The sequence below is a fragment of the Desulfothermus sp. genome (assembly GCF_053993635.1).
Genome location: NZ_JBMYBT010000061.1, coordinates 1 through 18265 on the forward strand (window position 1 = coordinate 1; position 18265 = coordinate 18265).

19 protein-coding genes and 1 tRNA gene are annotated in these 18265 nt (G+C 33.4%); 17 read left to right on the top strand and 3 right to left on the bottom strand.

Annotated features, from left to right (window positions below):
* A partial coding sequence (murA, locus tag ACY2V1_RS04175; RefSeq protein WP_461833541.1) for a UDP-N-acetylglucosamine 1-carboxyvinyltransferase occupies positions 1-1082 on the bottom strand: 1082 nt, incomplete at its 3' end.
* A 49-nt stretch (positions 1083-1131) separates the two neighbouring features.
* On the opposite strand from murA, the gene ACY2V1_RS04180 reads away from it, so the two are divergent.
* Positions 1132-1204, top strand: a tRNA-His gene (locus tag ACY2V1_RS04180).
* Positions 1205-1209: 5 nt separating this feature from the next.
* Here ACY2V1_RS04180 and selB read toward each other — a convergent pair.
* Positions 1210-3114, bottom strand: a complete 1905-nt coding sequence (gene selB, locus ACY2V1_RS04185; protein WP_461833542.1) for a selenocysteine-specific translation elongation factor — start codon at positions 3112-3114, stop codon at positions 1210-1212.
* 458 nt (positions 3115-3572) lie between these two features.
* Here selB and fusA point away from each other — a divergent pair, with 458 nt between their 5' ends.
* Complete coding sequence (gene fusA / locus ACY2V1_RS04190) at positions 3573-5636, top strand: elongation factor G (RefSeq protein ID WP_461833543.1); 2064 nt, start codon at positions 3573-3575, stop codon at positions 5634-5636.
* 28 nt (positions 5637-5664) lie between these two features.
* On the opposite strand, the gene nth is transcribed toward fusA, so the two are convergent.
* Positions 5665-6303, bottom strand: coding sequence for an endonuclease III (gene nth / locus ACY2V1_RS04195; protein WP_461833544.1), 639 nt, complete (start codon positions 6301-6303; stop codon positions 5665-5667).
* Between the two features lie 92 nt (positions 6304-6395).
* On the opposite strand from nth, the gene cutA reads away from it, so the two are divergent.
* From cutA to ACY2V1_RS04270, 15 genes are all read left to right on the top strand, one after another.
* Complete coding sequence (gene cutA, locus ACY2V1_RS04200) at positions 6396-6710, top strand: divalent-cation tolerance protein CutA (RefSeq protein ID WP_461833545.1); 315 nt, start codon at positions 6396-6398, stop codon at positions 6708-6710.
* A gap of 2 nt (positions 6711-6712) precedes the next feature.
* Complete coding sequence (miaB, locus tag ACY2V1_RS04205; protein WP_461833546.1) at positions 6713-8065, top strand: tRNA (N6-isopentenyl adenosine(37)-C2)-methylthiotransferase MiaB; 1353 nt, start codon at positions 6713-6715, stop codon at positions 8063-8065.
* A 1-nt stretch (position 8066) separates the two neighbouring features.
* Positions 8067-8561: a bifunctional nuclease family protein gene (locus ACY2V1_RS04210; protein ID WP_461833547.1), complete on the top strand. Its 495-nt coding sequence runs from the start codon at positions 8067-8069 to the stop codon at positions 8559-8561.
* 27 nt (positions 8562-8588) lie between these two features.
* Positions 8589-9242, top strand: a complete 654-nt coding sequence (locus tag ACY2V1_RS04215; RefSeq protein WP_461833548.1) for a histidinol phosphate phosphatase domain-containing protein — start codon at positions 8589-8591, stop codon at positions 9240-9242.
* 73 nt (positions 9243-9315) lie between these two features.
* The gene (locus ACY2V1_RS04220) at positions 9316-9975 is read left to right on the top strand and encodes a MotA/TolQ/ExbB proton channel family protein (protein WP_461833549.1); all 660 of its coding nucleotides are present in this window, start codon (positions 9316-9318) and stop codon (positions 9973-9975) included.
* A gap of 2 nt (positions 9976-9977) precedes the next feature.
* The gene (locus ACY2V1_RS04225; RefSeq protein WP_461833550.1) at positions 9978-10394 is read left to right on the top strand and encodes an ExbD/TolR family protein; all 417 of its coding nucleotides are present in this window, start codon (positions 9978-9980) and stop codon (positions 10392-10394) included.
* A complete protein-coding gene (locus tag ACY2V1_RS04230; RefSeq protein WP_461833551.1) occupies positions 10394-11134 on the top strand; it encodes an energy transducer TonB in 741 nt (246 codons plus the stop codon). The genes ACY2V1_RS04225 and ACY2V1_RS04230 overlap by 1 nt, the downstream gene beginning before the upstream one ends.
* Positions 11131-12465, top strand: a complete 1335-nt coding sequence (locus tag ACY2V1_RS04235) for a hypothetical protein (protein WP_461833552.1) — start codon at positions 11131-11133, stop codon at positions 12463-12465. The genes ACY2V1_RS04230 and ACY2V1_RS04235 overlap by 4 nt, the downstream gene beginning before the upstream one ends.
* Before the next feature lie 18 nt (positions 12466-12483).
* A complete protein-coding gene (gene pal / locus ACY2V1_RS04240) occupies positions 12484-13104 on the top strand; it encodes a peptidoglycan-associated lipoprotein Pal (RefSeq protein ID WP_461833553.1) in 621 nt (206 codons plus the stop codon).
* A gap of 14 nt (positions 13105-13118) precedes the next feature.
* Entirely contained in the window at positions 13119-13358 is a 240-nt protein-coding gene (locus tag ACY2V1_RS04245; protein WP_461833554.1) for an FmdB family zinc ribbon protein, read from the top strand.
* Positions 13359-13379: 21 nt separating this feature from the next.
* Positions 13380-13769, top strand: coding sequence for a DUF3568 family protein (locus ACY2V1_RS04250; RefSeq protein ID WP_461833555.1), 390 nt, complete (start codon positions 13380-13382; stop codon positions 13767-13769).
* 27 nt (positions 13770-13796) lie between these two features.
* Complete coding sequence (locus ACY2V1_RS04255) at positions 13797-14726, top strand: ABC transporter ATP-binding protein (RefSeq protein WP_461833556.1); 930 nt, start codon at positions 13797-13799, stop codon at positions 14724-14726.
* Between the two features lies 1 nt (position 14727).
* Positions 14728-15432: an ABC transporter permease subunit gene (locus tag ACY2V1_RS04260; protein ID WP_461833557.1), complete on the top strand. Its 705-nt coding sequence runs from the start codon at positions 14728-14730 to the stop codon at positions 15430-15432.
* Positions 15433-15452: 20 nt separating this feature from the next.
* Positions 15453-17543, top strand: coding sequence for a Gldg family protein (locus tag ACY2V1_RS04265; protein WP_461833558.1), 2091 nt, complete (start codon positions 15453-15455; stop codon positions 17541-17543).
* 26 nt (positions 17544-17569) lie between these two features.
* Positions 17570-18265 (top strand): DUF4340 domain-containing protein (locus ACY2V1_RS04270; protein ID WP_461833559.1); only part of this gene is annotated, 696 nt, incomplete at its 3' end.

An 18265-nucleotide genomic window follows, 5' to 3' on the forward strand; every position in this document is an offset into this window, starting at 1 on the left:
AGCTCTCTTCCTCCCCTGATTATTGCAGTATCGCCAGCAATTTTTATATCTGCTCCAAGCCTCATGAGTTCTAAGGCCTGCATAAACCTGTTCTCAAAAATAGTCTCTTTGATCATACCTGATCCCCTAGCAGTACACATAAGCGCCATAAACTGGGCCTGCATATCTGTTGGAAAACCTGGATAGGGCTGGGTTATTATGTCAATACAATTGATTGGATCCTTTGCATCAACAAACAAACTGCTATTTTCAATATAAACCTCAACTCCCATTTCCTGTAATTTTGCTATAATAGCATCCATAGCAAAAATGGGTGCATTTTTAACTTCAATAGAGCTCCTGGTTATTGCTCCAGCAACAAGGTATGTACCAGCCTCGATTCTATCTGAAATCACTTCATATTCACATCCTCTCAGTTCCTCAACACCTTGAATTCTGATTACATGAGTACCATGCCCTTCAATTTTGGCCCCACACTTGTTTAAAAAATTTGCCAGATCAACTATTTCTGGCTCTCTTGCTGCATTCTCTAAAATGGTCTCACCCCTTGCCAATGTGGCGGCCATGAGCAAATTTTCAGTTCCACCCACTGTGGGAAAATCAAAATTAATGTGAACACCTTTAAGTATATCACACTTAGCATCAATATATCCCTGTTCTACTTGTATCTTGGCACCCATTTTCTCAAGGCCAAGAATATGCATGTCCACTGGTCTGACCCCAATGGCACATCCACCAGGAAGGGCTACCCTTGCCCTTTTTCTCCTTGCCAAAAGAGGACCTAAACACAAAATAGATGCCCTCATTGTCCTAACCAGATCATAGGGGGCTTCATCATTTATAATTTTTGGGGGAGTTACTATAATTGTTCTTTGCTCTTTCTGATATACAACTTCACAACCAAGGATTTGGAGCAATTTAACTGTTGTTTCTATATCCCTCAAATTAGGGATATTACCCAGTTTTACGCTATCTGATAAGAGGAGAGTTGCGAATAATATAGGCAGCGATGCGTTTTTTGACCCACTTATCTCAACAGGTCCTGATAGTTTATTTCCACCTTCTATAACCAATCTATCCATTTTTACTTGACCTCTATTTTTTTTTCATATATTAGATCTTTCATCTGTGGTGGGTGTAGCTCAGGTGGCAGAGCACTTGGTTGTGGCCCAAGTGGTCGCAGGTTCAAATCCTGTCACCCACCCTTTTTTATCTCTTCCTAAGTTTCCTCACATCACCAATTCTCATGGTCAATTTTTCCTTATCAAAATATTCCAACAATGGGATTGAGTATTTTCTGCTTAGCCCTGTTAATTCTTTAAAATGTTGAGGCTTCATCTCTTCATTTTGTTCAAAAAATTTAAGCAACTTGGTTTTAATATCTTCTATAATATCCTTTGGATAAAAGATATCTTCTTTGATCTTTACTAACTCACCTTTATCAGTAAGTAATTTTAAAATTGGATCTAAAACTTTCTTTTCTAACCCCAATTGTTCAACCAAATTTTTTACAGTAGGAGGTTTGTACTTACTCCTTTTAAAAAGTTCTAAAATCTGTTTCTTTATTTTTTCTTGATCTTGTTTAAGGGAAACTGTGTAACCTTTTATCTTTATAAGCTCTCCCTCTGATTCAATAAGACCCTGTTTAAAAGAATATTCAAGTACAAAGTGTACGAGCTTTTGATTTAAATCCTTTCCCCAGTCAGAAATTATCTGTCCTTTAGAAATTCCTGGTTCAATTGGATTTTTTGCATGAAACTCTTTTATGTAACTAACCAAACTATCCTGCAATTTTAAAATCCAAACTCTGCCTATATAGATTTTCTCTTCCTTATCAAAACAGAAAACTTCCTGTCTTGACTGTAATTTTTCCAACTCCTTTTGAAGTTGTTTTAATGCTACATTAGTCAATACATGAAGTTCCTTTAAGCTGTATCCCCTAAATCCTATTTGTTCTAAGTGGAGGATAATCTTTTCTTTTGTGTCTGCTTCTATGAGTTTTTTTAACACATCTACCTGCTTAGAAAATCTCTTTATCTTCTGGCCAATTGGATTTATTATGGTGCCTCCTCCAATGGTTCTTAATGGGGAAAAGGACCTTACAACAAACTTGTCACCACAAAGTCCCACCATAGGCTCTGGGAACCTGATCTGGGCATATCCTGTCTCTCCAGGCTGAAGCTTGTCTCTATCAAGTAAATATATCCTTGCCATAATCTCAGTGGTTCCATGATGAAAATGCACCTCTTTTCTGTGCAAAATAGGCCTTGGTGAGGACGATAGACAGGTAATTTCCACATCAAATGTATTTGAAGGAAACAGGGTATCAGGCCGTGCAATTATATTACCTCTCTCAATGTCTTCTACTTCTACCTGCGCCAGATTTATAGCTGTCCTTCTGCCAGCAGATACATCTTTAACAGATTCTCCATGCACCTGTATATTTCTCACCTTTGAGACCTTTTTGTATGGATAGATAAAGACATCTTCTCCAACTGAAATCTTTCCTGATACGAGGGTGCCTGTTACAACTGTTCCATGACCTTTTAAGGTAAAGACCCTATCCACAGGTAGGACAAAAATATCAGAAGTACTTCTTTGTTTAACTTTGTCCACTATTTCCTCAATAGCGTGTGTAAGCTCCTTTAGTCCTTCACCAGTATGGGCAGATACAGGGACAATTTTTGCGTCTTTTAAAAAAGTATTGGACAAATAATCTGAAACATCTTCTATTGCCAATTCCCTTAATTCCTCATCCACCATATCTATCTTGGTGAGGGCTACCACTCCCTTATTTATTCCAAGCAATGAACAAATTTCAATGTGTTCCCTTGTCTGGGGCATAATACCTTCGTCTGCTGCTACTACTAACAAAACAAAATCTATCCCAGTGGCACCAGCCACCATATTTTTTACAAATTTTTCATGTCCAGGCACATCCACTATTGAGAGTCTTGTACCATTTGGCAGGTCCAGATATGCAAAACCAAGCTCAATAGTAATTCCCCTTTTTTTCTCGTCTTTTAACCTATCACAATCAATTCCTGTTAAGGCCTTTATTAAGGTAGTTTTTCCATGATCTATATGGCCAGCAGTACCCATAACTATAGACATATGTATTCTCCAATTAACTTATCTTAGAGATTGAAAATTCTTACATATAACCGTGATTAGTGATTCGTAATTCGTGATTCGTGATTAGTGATTAGTGATTAGGAAGAGGAATGAGTAGTGAACCAATTCACCCATACACCAATATACCAATATACCAATAACCAAAAATAAATTGCTATTAAAAAAATTAAAATTTGTAAAGGTTTTTAAATTTCCTAAAAATTCTGTTTTTAACTAATAATTTTTTTGTACATGTTGTCTTGACAATTTTTAGCTCCCGCCCATATAAATGAAAGACCAATAACCGTGATTCGTGATTAGCGATTAGGAAGAGGGATGAGTAGTGAACAAATACACCAATACACCAATATACCAATACACCAATTTTATAAGGATATAATAAGGCCTGCCCTTAAATTTTTTAGAACAAAAACTAATATTTTAAGAAGGGAGTTGATATGCGGGACATATTAGAAAAACAACGTACCTTTGCTTTGCTCGGAAGTACTGGAACAGGGAAAACATCTTTAGCAGAAATGATATTTTTTAATGTTGGAGTAACCACAAGGCTAGGGACCATCCCAAATGGTAATACGGTACTGGATTACGAGCCAGAGGAAATCAAGAAAGGTGGATCAATCCAACCTGCATTTGGTGTGTACACATGGAAAAAAAATAAACATTTTTTAATTGACACCCCTGGTGACTCAAATTTTCAGGGAGAACTCCCATACCAGCTAGTTGCAGCAGATGGTATTTTGTATGTTTTAGATGCAACTGATGGAGTTAAACCCCAGGACAAAAAGTTATGGAATGAAGCAAAAGAGTTTGAACTTCCAACAATTGTTGTTGTAAACAAGATGGATCGGGAAAGGGCTGATTTTGAAAAGGCCTTAAAGGGTATCCAGGATGTTCTCAAGGCAAAACCAATGGTAAAATATTATCCCATTGGAGCTGAAGCAGATTTTAAGGGAGTTGTGGATGTATTAGAGAAAAAGGCCTATTTCTTTAAAGATGATGGAAAAATCGAAACAGGGGATGTACCTGCAGATTTAACAGACAAAATCGAAGAATTGTATGAATATTCCGTTGAAAATATTGCTGAAAGTGATGAAGAACTAATGGAAAAATATCTAGAAGAAGGAGAGCTTGGCGCTGATGATATAAAAAATGGGCTGAGAAAAGGGGTCTTGAGTGGAGAGATTGTGCCTGTGTGCGCAGTATCTGCCCTTCAAAATAAAGGTGCAGAACTTATTTTAAACATGATTCAAGATCTGCTGCCATCTCCACTTGATAGAAAACCCTGGAAGGGGGTTGATGGGACAATTCGCAAATCATCAGAAGAAGAACCTCTGGCTGCCTTTGTATTTAAGACAATTACAACCCCATTTGGCGGCTTACTCTCAATGATAAGGGTATTATCTGGTAAACTCTCTTCTGATATGCAGGTATACAATCCAGAAAAGAATTCCAAAGAAAAATTGGGACAGCTCCAGTATGTAATTGGTAAAAAAATGGAACCATGCAAAGAAGAAGTAGGACCAGGGGCCATTGTAGCTGTTGCAAAATTAAAGAGCACACAAACAGGCGATACCATTTGTGATGAAAAAAATCCATTTACACTGGACAAACCCAAATTGCCACCTCAGGTACTATCATATGCAATTAGTGGAGAAAATAAGGGTGATGAAGATAAAATGATGGCTGCTGTGCAAAAACTCCTTGAAGAAGATACAAGTTTAAAAGTCCAGCACAGCGAAGAAACAAAGGAAATTCTACTCTCTGGAATGGGACAATTGCACATTGAAATGTCTGTTGAAAAGGTAAAAAGGAGAAGTAAGGTCGGAGTCAAATTAAAAGAGCCTAAGATACCGTATAAAGAGACAATTAAAGGTAAGGCTGAAGCACATGGTAGATATAAAAAACAGACTGGTGGCCGTGGTCAATTCGGAGACTGCTGGATCAGGATGTCTCCATTGCCAAGGGGCGCAGGTTATGAATTTGAAAACCAGATAGTTGGTGGAGTCATACCAAAACAATTTATCCCAGCAGTGGATCAGGGTATTCAGGAAGCAGCTAAAAAAGGGGTCCTTGCTGGATATCCTGTGGTGGACTTTAAAGTAGAGCTCTATGATGGATCTTACCACAGCGTGGATTCGTCAGAGCTGGCATTTAAAATTGCAGGCTCAATGGCGTTTAAAGAGGCAGCAGAAAAAGCAGGCCTTGTGCTTTTGGAACCTATAATGAAAATGGTAATCACAGTACCTGAAGAGTTTATGGGAGATGTGATTGGTGATTTATCTAGTAGAAGGGGTAAAGTACTTGGATATGAATCCCAGGATGGAATCGCTGAAATCCAGGCACAGGTCCCAATGGCCGAGGTGCTAAAATATGCCCCTGATTTAAGGTCTATGACAGGTGGGCAGGGAACCTTTGTTATGGAATTTGACCACTATGAAGAATGTCCACCCAATATCCAAGAAAAAGTACTTGAAGAGGTTAAAGCACAAAAACAAGAATAAAAACCAAAGGGAGGTAGCTTTACCTCCCTTATTTTTTTATCCCTTTTTTCTCACACAATTTTTCTATTTCACACTCATTACATTTAGGCGATCTTGCCTTACACACATCCCTCCCAAACCACACGAACAGGTGATTTACAAGATGCCAGTCTTTTCTAGGAAAAATCTCCATTAAATCCCTCTCAATAATTATGGGATTTTTAGATTCTGTAAAACCCAATCTAAAAGATATGCGTTTTACATGGGTATCTACCGCAATTCCTTGATTTTTTGAAAAACAGTTGGACAAAATAATATTTGCTGTCTTTCTAGCAACTCCTGGAAGTGTTAAAAGTTTGTCCATCTCTGCTGGAACTTCCCCATTATATTCATTTAAGATCTTTTTTGCCGTTCCAATTAAATTCTTTGCCTTATTTCTAAAAAATCCAGTTGAACGCACTACCTCTTCCACCTCTTCTTGACTGGCCTCTGATAAGGATTTTAAATCCGGCCATTTTTTAAAAAAAACAGGGGTTACCTTATTTACCCTATCATCAGTACATTGAGCAGCTAAAATAGTTGCCACAAGGAGTTCCCATGGACTCTTCCACACCAATTTTGTCCTGGGGTTTGGATACCTTTTTTTTAAAATCTCTAAAACTTTCTTTGCTCGCTTTTTAAGCTCCATCACTCACTCCTTGAAAATATGCTAATTCGTACTTATTATTTCCTTGCAAATTAATATAGATCTAATTAAATCACAACAAAAAGGAGTCCTCTATGGAAACCAAATTGTTTTACGTCACATGCAAAGACAAAGATGAGGCAAAAAGCATAGCCAAAAAACTTTTGGAAGAAAAATTAATTGCCTGTGCAAATATATTCCCTGAGGTCGATTCTTTTTTTTGGTGGCAACAAAAAATTGACAGCGCAAAAGAGGTCCCAATGATTTTGAAGACAAAGAAAACATTATCTAAAGAAGTCATAACAAAAATAAAGGAACTCCATTCATATGAGTGTCCATGTATTGTGGAGATACCAATTACTGGTGGATATAAAGAGTTTTTAAAATGGATTTGTGAGGAGACCAAATAATTATGAAGTTTTTTATCCGCACATTTGGCTGCCAGATGAATGTTGCTGATTCCTTTTGGATTTCATCGGCCCTTGTATCAAAGGGATTTGAGGTGACCTATCAAGAAAAAGATGCAGATATAATTTTAGTAAATACGTGCAGTGTAAGAAAAAAGCCTGAAGAGAAACTTTATAGTTTTCTTGGCAGAATATACCCCTATTTTAAAAAAAATCCACATCTCATAGTGGGGGTTGGTGGTTGTGTTGCCCAACAACTTGGTGAAAAAATCTGGAAAAAATTTCCATTTGTCAGGTTGATTTTTGGTACAGATGGAGTCCCTTATGTGCCTCAGACTATCACCAGACTAATTTCCACACCTTCCCTTAAAATAAGTTTATTGGATTTTAAAGATTTTTATCCAGAAAGGGATATAGTAATTGAAGAGGAGTTATTAAATAATCACCCTGTAGCATATGTTAATATTATGCAGGGTTGTAATAATTTTTGTGCTTATTGTATTGTCCCCTATACCAGAGGTAGGCAAAAATCCAGACACAGTGAAAAAGTCCTTGAAGAGTGTAAGAGATTGGTGGATGCTGGAGTGAAAGAAATAATGCTTCTTGGTCAAAATGTGAATAGCTATGGTAAGGATAAATACGGTGATGGCGTAAGCTTTGAAGACCTACTTGTTAAAGTATCAAAAATAGAAGGGTTAAAAAGAATTAGGTTTACAACATCTCATCCAAAGGACATATCAGATAAATTGATTGAACTTTTTGGGAAGTTAGACAATCTATGTCCTGCTATACATCTTCCTCTACAGGCTGGATCAAACAGGATATTAAAGCTAATGGGTCGAAAATACTTAAAAGAAGATTATCTCAGGATAATTGATAAACTGAGAAAGGTAAGGGAAGATATAGTGATAACCACAGACCTGATCGTGGGTTTTCCAGGTGAAAGGGAAGAAGATTTTAGAGAAACCTTGGATATGGTCAAAAGAGTTGAATTTGACAGCAGTTTTTCTTTTAAATACTCTGACAGACCAGGGACAAGGGCAGAAAAGATGGAACCAAAAGTTCCTGAAGAGGTAAAATCAAAAAGACTTAAGGAGTTGCAAAATATCCAAGACGAACTTACTCTAAAATCCATGAATAAACTTCATAACCAAACTGTTGAAGTATTAGTGGAAGGAAGGAGTTCTAAACAACTAAAAAAAGGAGTTGTCTCTTTTAGGGGGCGAGAACCAGGAGGCAGGGTAGTTAATTTTTTAGTTAACAAGGAAATGGTTCCCTCTGTTTTTATAGGTTCAATTGTAAACATAAAAATTACAGAAGTGAAAAAACATTCTTTATTTGGGGAGGTGAGAAAATAATATGGTAGAAATGAAGATATTTGGACTTGCACTTGATGAACAATCCCAGGTGCCTATTTTAATATTAAAAGATATTGAAGAAAAAAAGGTGTTACCAATATGGATCGGGGCAATGGAGGCCATGTCTATATCTATCAGTCTAAACAAAATAAATATGGCCCGTCCATTAACCCATGATCTAATGATTAACATCCTCGAGACCATGGGGGCAAAAATAACAAAGGTATGTATTGTGTCATTAAAAGAAGGGACTTATTATGCAGAAATACACATAGAACAAGAAGATACTGTCTATGTAATTGACTCAAGGCCCTCAGATGCCATAGCCCTTGCAATTAGGTGCGATGCAAAAATATTTGCCAATGAAACCCTTCTTGAAGATCTACAAAAACATTTAAATAAAGACCATGAAGTGGTGTTAAAAGACGAAGAAGCAGAAAAGTGGACTGAGCTACTGGAACGGATTGGAGATGAGGAATTTAAGTATAAGATGTAAATAACTTAAACCGGGATTCATGGGAATATGATTGACCTACACACACATACAGTATTCAGCGATGGCGAGCTAATCCCCGCTGAACTAATCCAACGGGCCAAAACAGCGGGATATAAGGCAATAGCTATTACAGATCACGTGGACCACACAAACATTGAACACGTCTTAAAAAGCTTAGTTGGTGGTGTAAGAGACCTTTGTATGGTCTCTTCAATGGACGTAATTGTGGGTGTTGAAATAACTCATGTACCACCGCCATTAATTTCTGATTTAATCAAAAAGGCCAGAAATCTTGGAGCTAAGTTAGTGGTGGTACACGGGGAAACCATTGTTGAACCAGTTGAAAAGGGCACTAACTTGGCTGCAATTGAGGGACGATGTGATATCCTGGCCCATCCAGGATTAATTACAGAGGAAGAAGTAAAACTAGCTGCTGATTCAGGAGTCTATTTGGAGATTACCACAAGATCTGGCCATTCACTCACCAATGGACACGTGGCTAATCTTGCCAAAAAATATGGAGCAAAACTTGTTATAAATAATGATGCCCATTCTCCACAGGACCTAATTTTTGTTGAAAAAAGAAAATTGATTGCCATGGGTGCTGGACTCACTTATAGAGATTATATACAAATAGAGCACAATTCAGAAACAATCTTAAATAATATTTTAAATAGATAAAATCAACTAAGGAATTAAAATGGGGATAGAATCTACAACAGGAATATTTTACCTAATTCTAAATGCAACACTTGTGGTAAAAATAGTATTGGGTATCCTAGGTGCAATGTCCATTATTAGTTGGACCATTATTTTCTATAAAGCAATATCCTTTTACAAGGTAAAAAAAGGACTTAAAAGGGATATTAGGCTCCTTAAAGAATCACATGATCTTGCTTCAGCATTGAAAACCTTAAGGACTCGATACAACTCGACAATATATAAAATTTCTATAGCTTGTTTAAATGAAATTAAACAAATTGAAAAATCAAAAATTAATGATTTAAAAAAACCTGAAATAGCATCTCAATCCATAGAAAATACAATAAATAACCTTATCTCTGAAAAATTAATGGAATATTCTTCTTCTCTTTCATTTCTAGCCACCTGTACTAATTCTGCTCCTTTTATAGGACTATTTGGAACTGTTTGGGGGATTATGCATTCCTTTCACTCTATAGGACTTCAGAAAAGCGCAGGCCTAGCTACTGTTGCACCTGGAATTGCTGAAGCTTTGATAGCAACGGCAATTGGGCTTGCAGTGGCAATTCCAGCATCAATAGCATATAACAGCTTTATCTCCATTTTAACAGGAATTGAAAACCTGTATACAAGCTATAAAAATATATTTATAAATATGGTTAAAAGGGAACTCACAATATTTTCAGCTAGTAATTCAAATAAAAATGAATAAAAATGGTCTCAAAATTTCAAAACAAAAAATTCATTGCTGATATAAATGTTACTCCTTTTGTAGATGTAACGCTAGTATTGTTGATAATATTTATGATAACTGCTCCCCTTTTAGTTAAAGGTATTAAAGTTGATGTACCAGAAACTAAAGCTGTACGTACCTTAAAAAAGGGTAAAGATAAAATCATTATATCTATAGATAAAAACAAAAACATCTTTATAGATAAATATAAGCTTAAAATTGATAAATTAACAGATTACTTAAAAAGATTGGTATCAAATAAAAATCAAATGGTTTTTTTAAAGGCGGATAAAAATATTCCTTATGGCTTTATAGTAAAAGTAATGGGATACATTAAAGATGCTGGCATAGAAAAACTAGGTATCATCGCAGAGCCAGAAAATAAAAAAAGTAAATAATGCGATTTATAAGTTTATTATGCTCAATCATATTACATTTATTTATTGTTTATATTTCCATATTTATAGCAAAAAATAACGTTAAAATTGATTTAGATAAAAAAAATACATACAAGGTAAGTATTATTAGACTAAAGCCACAAAAAGAAAATCCTATAAAAAAAGTCCATTCCATCCCCAAAAAAGCAAGAATTATTAAAAGGAAAACATTGCATACAGCATCCAAAAAAAAAGTAATTAAAATTCCGCAAATAACAAAAAAAAGGATCAAAAAGAAACCAGCTAAAATAAATGTAGTAAAACAAAAAGAAAAGTTAGTAAAAAGTGCTTTTAAAGATGTATTAGCAGCTTTAAAAAAAGAGGAAATAGAAAAAGAAGTAATTAAAAAGGAAGTTAAAAATATATCAAAAAATATACATAATCAAGGAGATATAATTGAAGAAGATATCAAAGACTCTGTAGAAAAATATAAAGCCATCGCAGAAATCAAAATAAAGGCAAATTGGAGATATCCAGTAAAACAACCCAATTTATCGGCTGAAGTGGCAATAGTGATCGATAAAGATGGAAATATTATAGATATTAAATTTAATAAATCTTCAGGAAATAAAATTTTTGACAATTCAGTGGTAAAGGCTATAAAAGAAACAAAAAATTTAGATCCACTTCCATTATCCATCATTGGTAAAAATAAAAAAGTAATTATTACTATAACATTTGGTGGAGAAAGTGAAAAATGAAAAAAATTGGAATCATTATTTGTATCATATATCTGTTTCTATCTGTATCAAACATGGGATATTCTCAAAAAAATATCCTTCATTTAAATATATTGGAACCAGGACAACCACAATTAAATATAACTCTAATCCCTCCTATATTTTTAGGTACACAAAAAAATTATGACAATTCAACTAAAGAATTAGTAGATAAATTTTATCAGATATTTTTGAACAATTTATCGTATTTGCCTTTTTTAAATTTAATAAACCCTGATGCACTGATTGGTGGTGAAAAGATAAATGGTGTAACATTAAGGAATATTGATTTTGGGAAATTTGCGTTAAACAAAATAGACCTTCTAATTACAATTGGCTGGAAAATAATAGAAAAACAAAATATAAAAATCGAGGTTAGAACATTTGATGTTTATACTCCATCCCTTTACTTAGGCAAGGGATACATTATTAACAAACAAGTTCATACTTATCTTGCTGCCAATAAGTTTTGTGGACTCTTTATGAAGAAATTAACTGGTAGATCTGGTTTTTTTCAGTCAAAAATTGCCTTTGTGAAAAGGCTTAAAAACGGGTCAAAAAACCTGTTTATATCTACCCCTCAAGGGTATCTTCAAAAACAAATTACCTTTTTAAAGGGCATTGTTTTGTCTCCAGCCTGGTCATGGGATGGAAAGAAATTGGCCTTTACCTATCTCTCTAATAATCAGCATAAATTGCTAATTTGGTCAGCAGACGGCACTATTAAAAATGTATTTATCCCAGGAAATACTATTATATCTCCTAGTTTCACGCCCAATGGGGAAATCGTCGTTAGTTCAGATATGAAAGGGAATCCAGATATTTATTTACTAGATGAGAAATTTAAAGTAAAAAAAGCACTGGTTAGTTCATGGGCCATTGATATTTCACCTAGTTTTGATAAAAAGGGAGACAAGATGGCTTATGTATCCAGTATATATGGCAATCCAAACATTTTTTTATATGATTTCAAAAATAAAAAGACCATCAGAGTGAGTTATCTTGGTAAATATAATACAAATCCATGCATTAGTAGTAATGGAAAGTATATCGTCTATTCTACATTAACAGATAAAGGACATAGAATCGTACTTACAGATTTAAAAACATTAGAAGAAAAAATAATCACAAATGGTCCAGGAAATGATGAACATCCAGTATTTGGCCCAGACGATTATTTTATTGCGTTTACATCAAATAGGTATGGAACCTATAAAATTTATATCACCACAAAGGATGGTAACCATCCAAGGGTTGTAAATACAGGAGAAGGGGAAGCTACATCTGTAGCATGGAGTAAAACACCTTTTTAAAACTAAAGGAGGGAGCGTATGTGGAGAAAATTATTTTTAAAGGTAATCACAGTTTTGTTTGTAGGATTTTTAGTAGTTGGTTGTGCAAAGAAAAAAATACCCACTTATTCACAACCAACAGTTAAACAAAGTCAATCTACTTCTCTAACACAGGAGGATTTGACAAAAAAAACAACCAGTAATATAAAAACTGGCCCGGAACAAGGTAGTAAAGTAGATGAATATGCTGTAACATCAGAAGAAATAAGTTCTGAAAATCTTAATAAAGAATCAAATAAGATAGTCTTACCTGAAGAGGCTGAAAAAGAAATAAAAAAGAGGATTTATTTTGCCTTTGATTCTTACGAATTAAATAACACCGCAAAAGAAATTCTGAAAAAAAAGGCAGAAATCCTTTTAAAATATCCTTCAGTAAAATTAGTAATTGAAGGCCATTGTGACGAAAGGGGTACTGAGGAGTACAATCTTGCACTTGGAGAAAGACGTGCACGAGCTGCTTATGAATATCTGATAATGCTGGGAATAGAGGCAGATCGTTTGAGTATTGTTAGCTACGGAGAAGAAAGGCCTATTGATCCTCGTCATAACGAAGAAGCGTGGGCAAAAAATAGAAGGGATGAATTTAAAATATCAAACTAGCCAGTGGAGGGTATATGCCAATATTTGAATTTAAATGTTTAAAATGTAATCACTTGCAAGAGATAATAGTCACCAGTTCAAATCAAGAAATAAAAATAAAATGTGAAAAATGTGGTAGTGAGGATATGCAAAGGGTCATTAGTCGCACATCTTATATTATGGGCTCAGATAGCAGTGCAAGAATTTCTTCTACCACCAGGCAATGTGGCCCTGAAAATAGTTGCACCACATATGAAATACCAGGTTGTTCATAAAATATTAGCCAGGAGTTATAAATGAAATTCAAGAATTATTTTTTAATTCTGTTTTTTGTCAATTTATATGGATGCGCTATATTTTGGTTTGGTGCAGGAGCTGGTGTAGGTGTTACTGGATACAAGTATCTCAATGGTCAATTGGAATTTACATGTAATAATTCTTTAAACCACGTCTATAGAGCAACAAAATTAACATTTGACTCCTTAAAAATAGAACTCTCATCTGAATATAGGGACTTACTTGAAGCCAAAATTATTGGAATAAGAAAAAATGGAGATAAGGTAACAGTAAAGATGAAAAATATAGGTAACAATAGTACCTGGGTCGGTATAAGAATTGGTTTTTTGGGAGACAGAGAAGCATCTTTAGTTATAAAAAATAAAATATTATCTTATTTACAAAACTAAATAAAATCTTTCAGGTAATACTGCAGTATGATTGAAGTAAAAGACTTAACAAAATACTATAACAAGTTTTTAGCGCTGGATAAAATCAGTTTCAAGGTCTCCAGAGGAGAAATAGTGGGTCTCCTTGGACCAAATGGGGCAGGAAAGACTACAACTCTTAGATTGTTAACAGGATATTTAAAACCTACCTCTGGGTCTATAAAAGTTAAAAAATACAATATAATAGACGATTATTTGAAAATTAAAGCTATTATGGGTTATCTACCCGAGTCTGTCCCAATTTACAAAAATCTAATGGTATATGAGTATCTTAGCTATGTTGGAGCTATTAGAGGAATAGACAAGAAAAATCTATTGTCTAAAATTAAATCTGTGGCTAATCGTTGTCAAATAAAAGACATTTTAGAAAAGGACATAGGGGATCTCTCAAAGGGTCTTTTGCAAAGGGTAGGATTAGCAAGTGTCTTGCTCCACGATCCAGAAGTATTGATTTTAGATGAACCCACAACAGGCCTAGATCCAAATCAAATATTGGAAATAAGGGATTTAATTAAGGAAATAGGAAAGAAAAAAACTGTGATTTTATCGAGTCATATCTTAAGTGAAGTAGAAGCTACGTGTAGTCGGGTTATTATTATAAATAAAGGCAAAATTGTAGCTGATGGAACTCCGTCAGAATTAAAAGAAAAGTATCTTGGTAAGACTATAATAAATCTATCATTAAAAAAAGCCAATTTTGATCACGTAAAAAATTGTTTTCAAGGCATAGAAGAAATAATAGCTATTAATTTAATTGAAGAGAAAGATGATACATTAGACATTGAATTGACACTAAAAAACGATATTAGAGAAAAAATATACAATATAATCAAACAAAGAGACTGGATAATACTTGAATTCTCTAAAAAGAAGACATCCCTTGAAAAAATCTTTAAAGAAATCACTACGGAGAATTAGTATGCAGAGGATCTTCCCTATTTGTTTAAAGGATCTCAAAGACTACTTTTATTCCCCAATTGCATACATAATCATTTCAATCTTTATTTTAATAAGCGGGTGGTTTTTTTTCTCAACCTTTTTCATACTTAACCAGGCATCTCTCAGAGATTTCTTTGAACTCTTGCCAATTACAATGTCTTTTATTGTGCCTGCTATTACCATGAGGAGCTTTTCAGAAGAATTTAGTATTGGGTCATATGAGATACTAGCAACTTTTCCTGTGAAGTTAAATGATATAATTTTCGGAAAATTTTTAGCACTTTGTTGTTTTATATTCTTTATGTTGCTCCCCACCCTGTTTTTTCCTATTAGTATAAGTTTTATTGGGAACTTAGATTGGGGGCCTGTAATATGCGGATATATTGGTGCTATTTTACTGGGAATAAGCTATGCATCTATTGGGCTTTTTGCTTCTTCTCTTACAAAAAATCAAATAAACGCCTTTATTATAGGATCTCTAATTTGTATCCTACTTAGTCTTATGGATAAACTTCTCTTATTTATGCCAGAGTCAGTTGTAACTTTTTTTAATTACTTATCATCTAACTTTCATTTTCAAAATTTCTCAAAAGGACTATTTGACATTAGGGATGTTATATATTTCTTCAGCATAATTTTTATCTTCTTATACGCAACAAATATTTCACTCTCATATAGAAAATAGATTTAAATAGGAGCCTATTTATGGGGGAAAAATATACTAAGTTCTTTTTATATGTTATAATAATAATTTTAATCAACATGGTATGTCAAAATCACTTCGTAAAAATTGATACAACAAAGACAAAAATGTATTCCCTTTCTAAAAAAAGTATCCAGGTTGTATCAAGAATTACTGAGCCACTTACTATTAAATGCTTTTTTAGCAAGGACTTACCCCCACCATACAATGTAATTAAACAATATTTAAAAGACTTACTTGAGGAATATAGTGAATATTCAAATAATAATTTCAATTATGAGTTTGTAGATCCCAAAAATAAAAATTTCCAAAAGCTTGCATCTGAATACGGAATTACTCCTGTGCAGGTACAGGTAATAAAAAAAGACGAATTAAAATACCAGAGCGTTTACATGGGAATAGTATTAATACACGGAGATGCTATTTATAAAATACCAGTAATTAACACTACTAAGAGGCTAGAATATCTACTTACTTCTTCAATGGAAAAACTCATAAACAAAGTGAGCTATCTTCTGGCACTCAAGGGGAATATAAATATTAACTTATATTTATCTAAAGATCTTTTTAAGATAGCACCATATTTAGGATTAAAGGAGCTAAACAATTATCCCAGTCAAGTTAAAAAGGTTATAGCAGATTTAAATAAAAAATATTATAATAAATTAAATTATAATTTCATAGATCTCATTGTATCTAACGCAAACGAAGAAGAACTCAATAAACTTGGAGTTCAAATTTTGAAATGGCCAGAGTTCAAAAAGGCACACCTTAAATCAGGACAGGGTGGTATAGGATTAGTGCTGGAATATAACGAGGAACACATACCAGTTCCCCTGCTAAGAGTGATAAATCTGCCCTTAATAGGAACCCAATATCTACTCACACCCATTCAAGATTTAAAGGATATCATAGAAACATCTTTACAATCACTACTCCATATTAACCAATCTATTGGATATATTACTAGCCACGACACATTATCCCTATATAGCAACCCTTTTGGAGAGGTATCTTCAGCGAATAATTTCAGAAAATTATTGTCAGAGTGTTATGATATCAAAGAAATAGACTTAAAAAAGCAGCAAATACCCTTAAATCTTAAGACACTAATAATTGCTGGACCAAAAACAGAGTTTAGCGACTATGAGCTTTTCCAAATAGATCAGGCACTAATGCACGGTACAAATCTCGCTATATTTTTAGACAAATTTAAGGAAATACCAGGAAGACAGTCTATGCTTCTCAACAATAAAACTGGATTAGAAAAACTACTCAAACACTATGGAATAAAAATCAAAAATTCCATTGTAATGGATAAAAACTGTTTCAAACAGAGGCTTCCAAGAGAACAGGGAGGCGGAGAAAGACCTATTTATTTTGCTCCAATCATTAAGTCTAAAAATATTAACCATAAGTTAAAATATCTGGAAAATATTAATGGACTGGTTATGTTGAAAAATTCTCCAATTGACTTGAATAAGAAACTATCAAAGAATTACAAAGTGAACTTACTATTTACCAGTTCTAAAAATTCCTGGGAGGCAAAAAATATTCAGACCCTTAATCCATTATATATCTATCCTCCAAATCAAGAAAAAATGAAAAAAATTCCTCTTGCATATCTTGTTGAAGGAAAATTTGAAAGTTACTTTAAAAACAAACCAATTCCTCTAAAAGAAGAAAAAACAAAAATGAAAAAGCAAAAAACAAAAGAAATAAAAAAGGATAAAAAACAAAAAATAAAAAATCTTATCACTAAAGGCACTAAGATTGATAGGGGTTATGGTAAAATATTTATAATTGGATCATCTGATATTTTAACGGATTCTGTTATAGATGCACAAGGAGACACTCCAAATTCTATTTTTGTAATGAATATTATAGATGTACTAAATGACAAAATAGATAGGGCTATACTAAGAGCCAAAACAGAAGAATTCAATCCATTATATGACATATCAGACTCAATAAAGAGCCAAATCAAGGTTTTTAATATTCTAATACTTCCAATTATCATATTAATATTTGGATTTTTTATAAAAGTTCTTAGAAATAGAAAAAGACAAAAAATAAAAGAAATGTTTATATAACTATACCATATAAAGGAGATCCATATATGAAGAAATATATGGAATATATAATTCTAATTTTAATAATTATATTTTTAAGTACTATTCTTTATATAGATAAACGAAATAAAATTCACTATAAATTGCCATCAATACCAAAAATTAATAAAAACCAAATTACCAGAATAGTGATAAATAAAGGAAAACAAAATTCCATAATTTTAACCAAAAAAGAAAACGTATGGATAATAAATAATAATCCAAAATACAAGGTAGATAACAAAAAAATAGATTATATATTAAATGACATTTCAAATTTAAAATTACTCTCACAGGTCTCTAAAGGAAATGATTATGAAAGATATTCACTTGATAGTGAAAACAGAATAAAGATCTCTGTTTGGGATAAACAAAATAAAATATTGGTTTTTAGCATTGGAAAATTGTCACCTAATTACACTTCTACTTATATAAAATTAGAAAATAAACGTGCTATTTATCTAGCACAGGGAAACCTAAAGCTAACTTTTGATACAGATTTAGACGAATTACGTGATAAACATTTGCTTGTATTTAATGTAGATGACGTGAAAAAAATAAAAATAAATTTTAAAGGGAAGGATTTAATTTTAACCAAAAAGAATAATCAGTGGATATCAGATAAAAAGATAAATAACAAAATAGTTGATTTAATTCAGCAATTACAAACAATAGAATGTGAATCCTTTTTAAGGACACCAAAA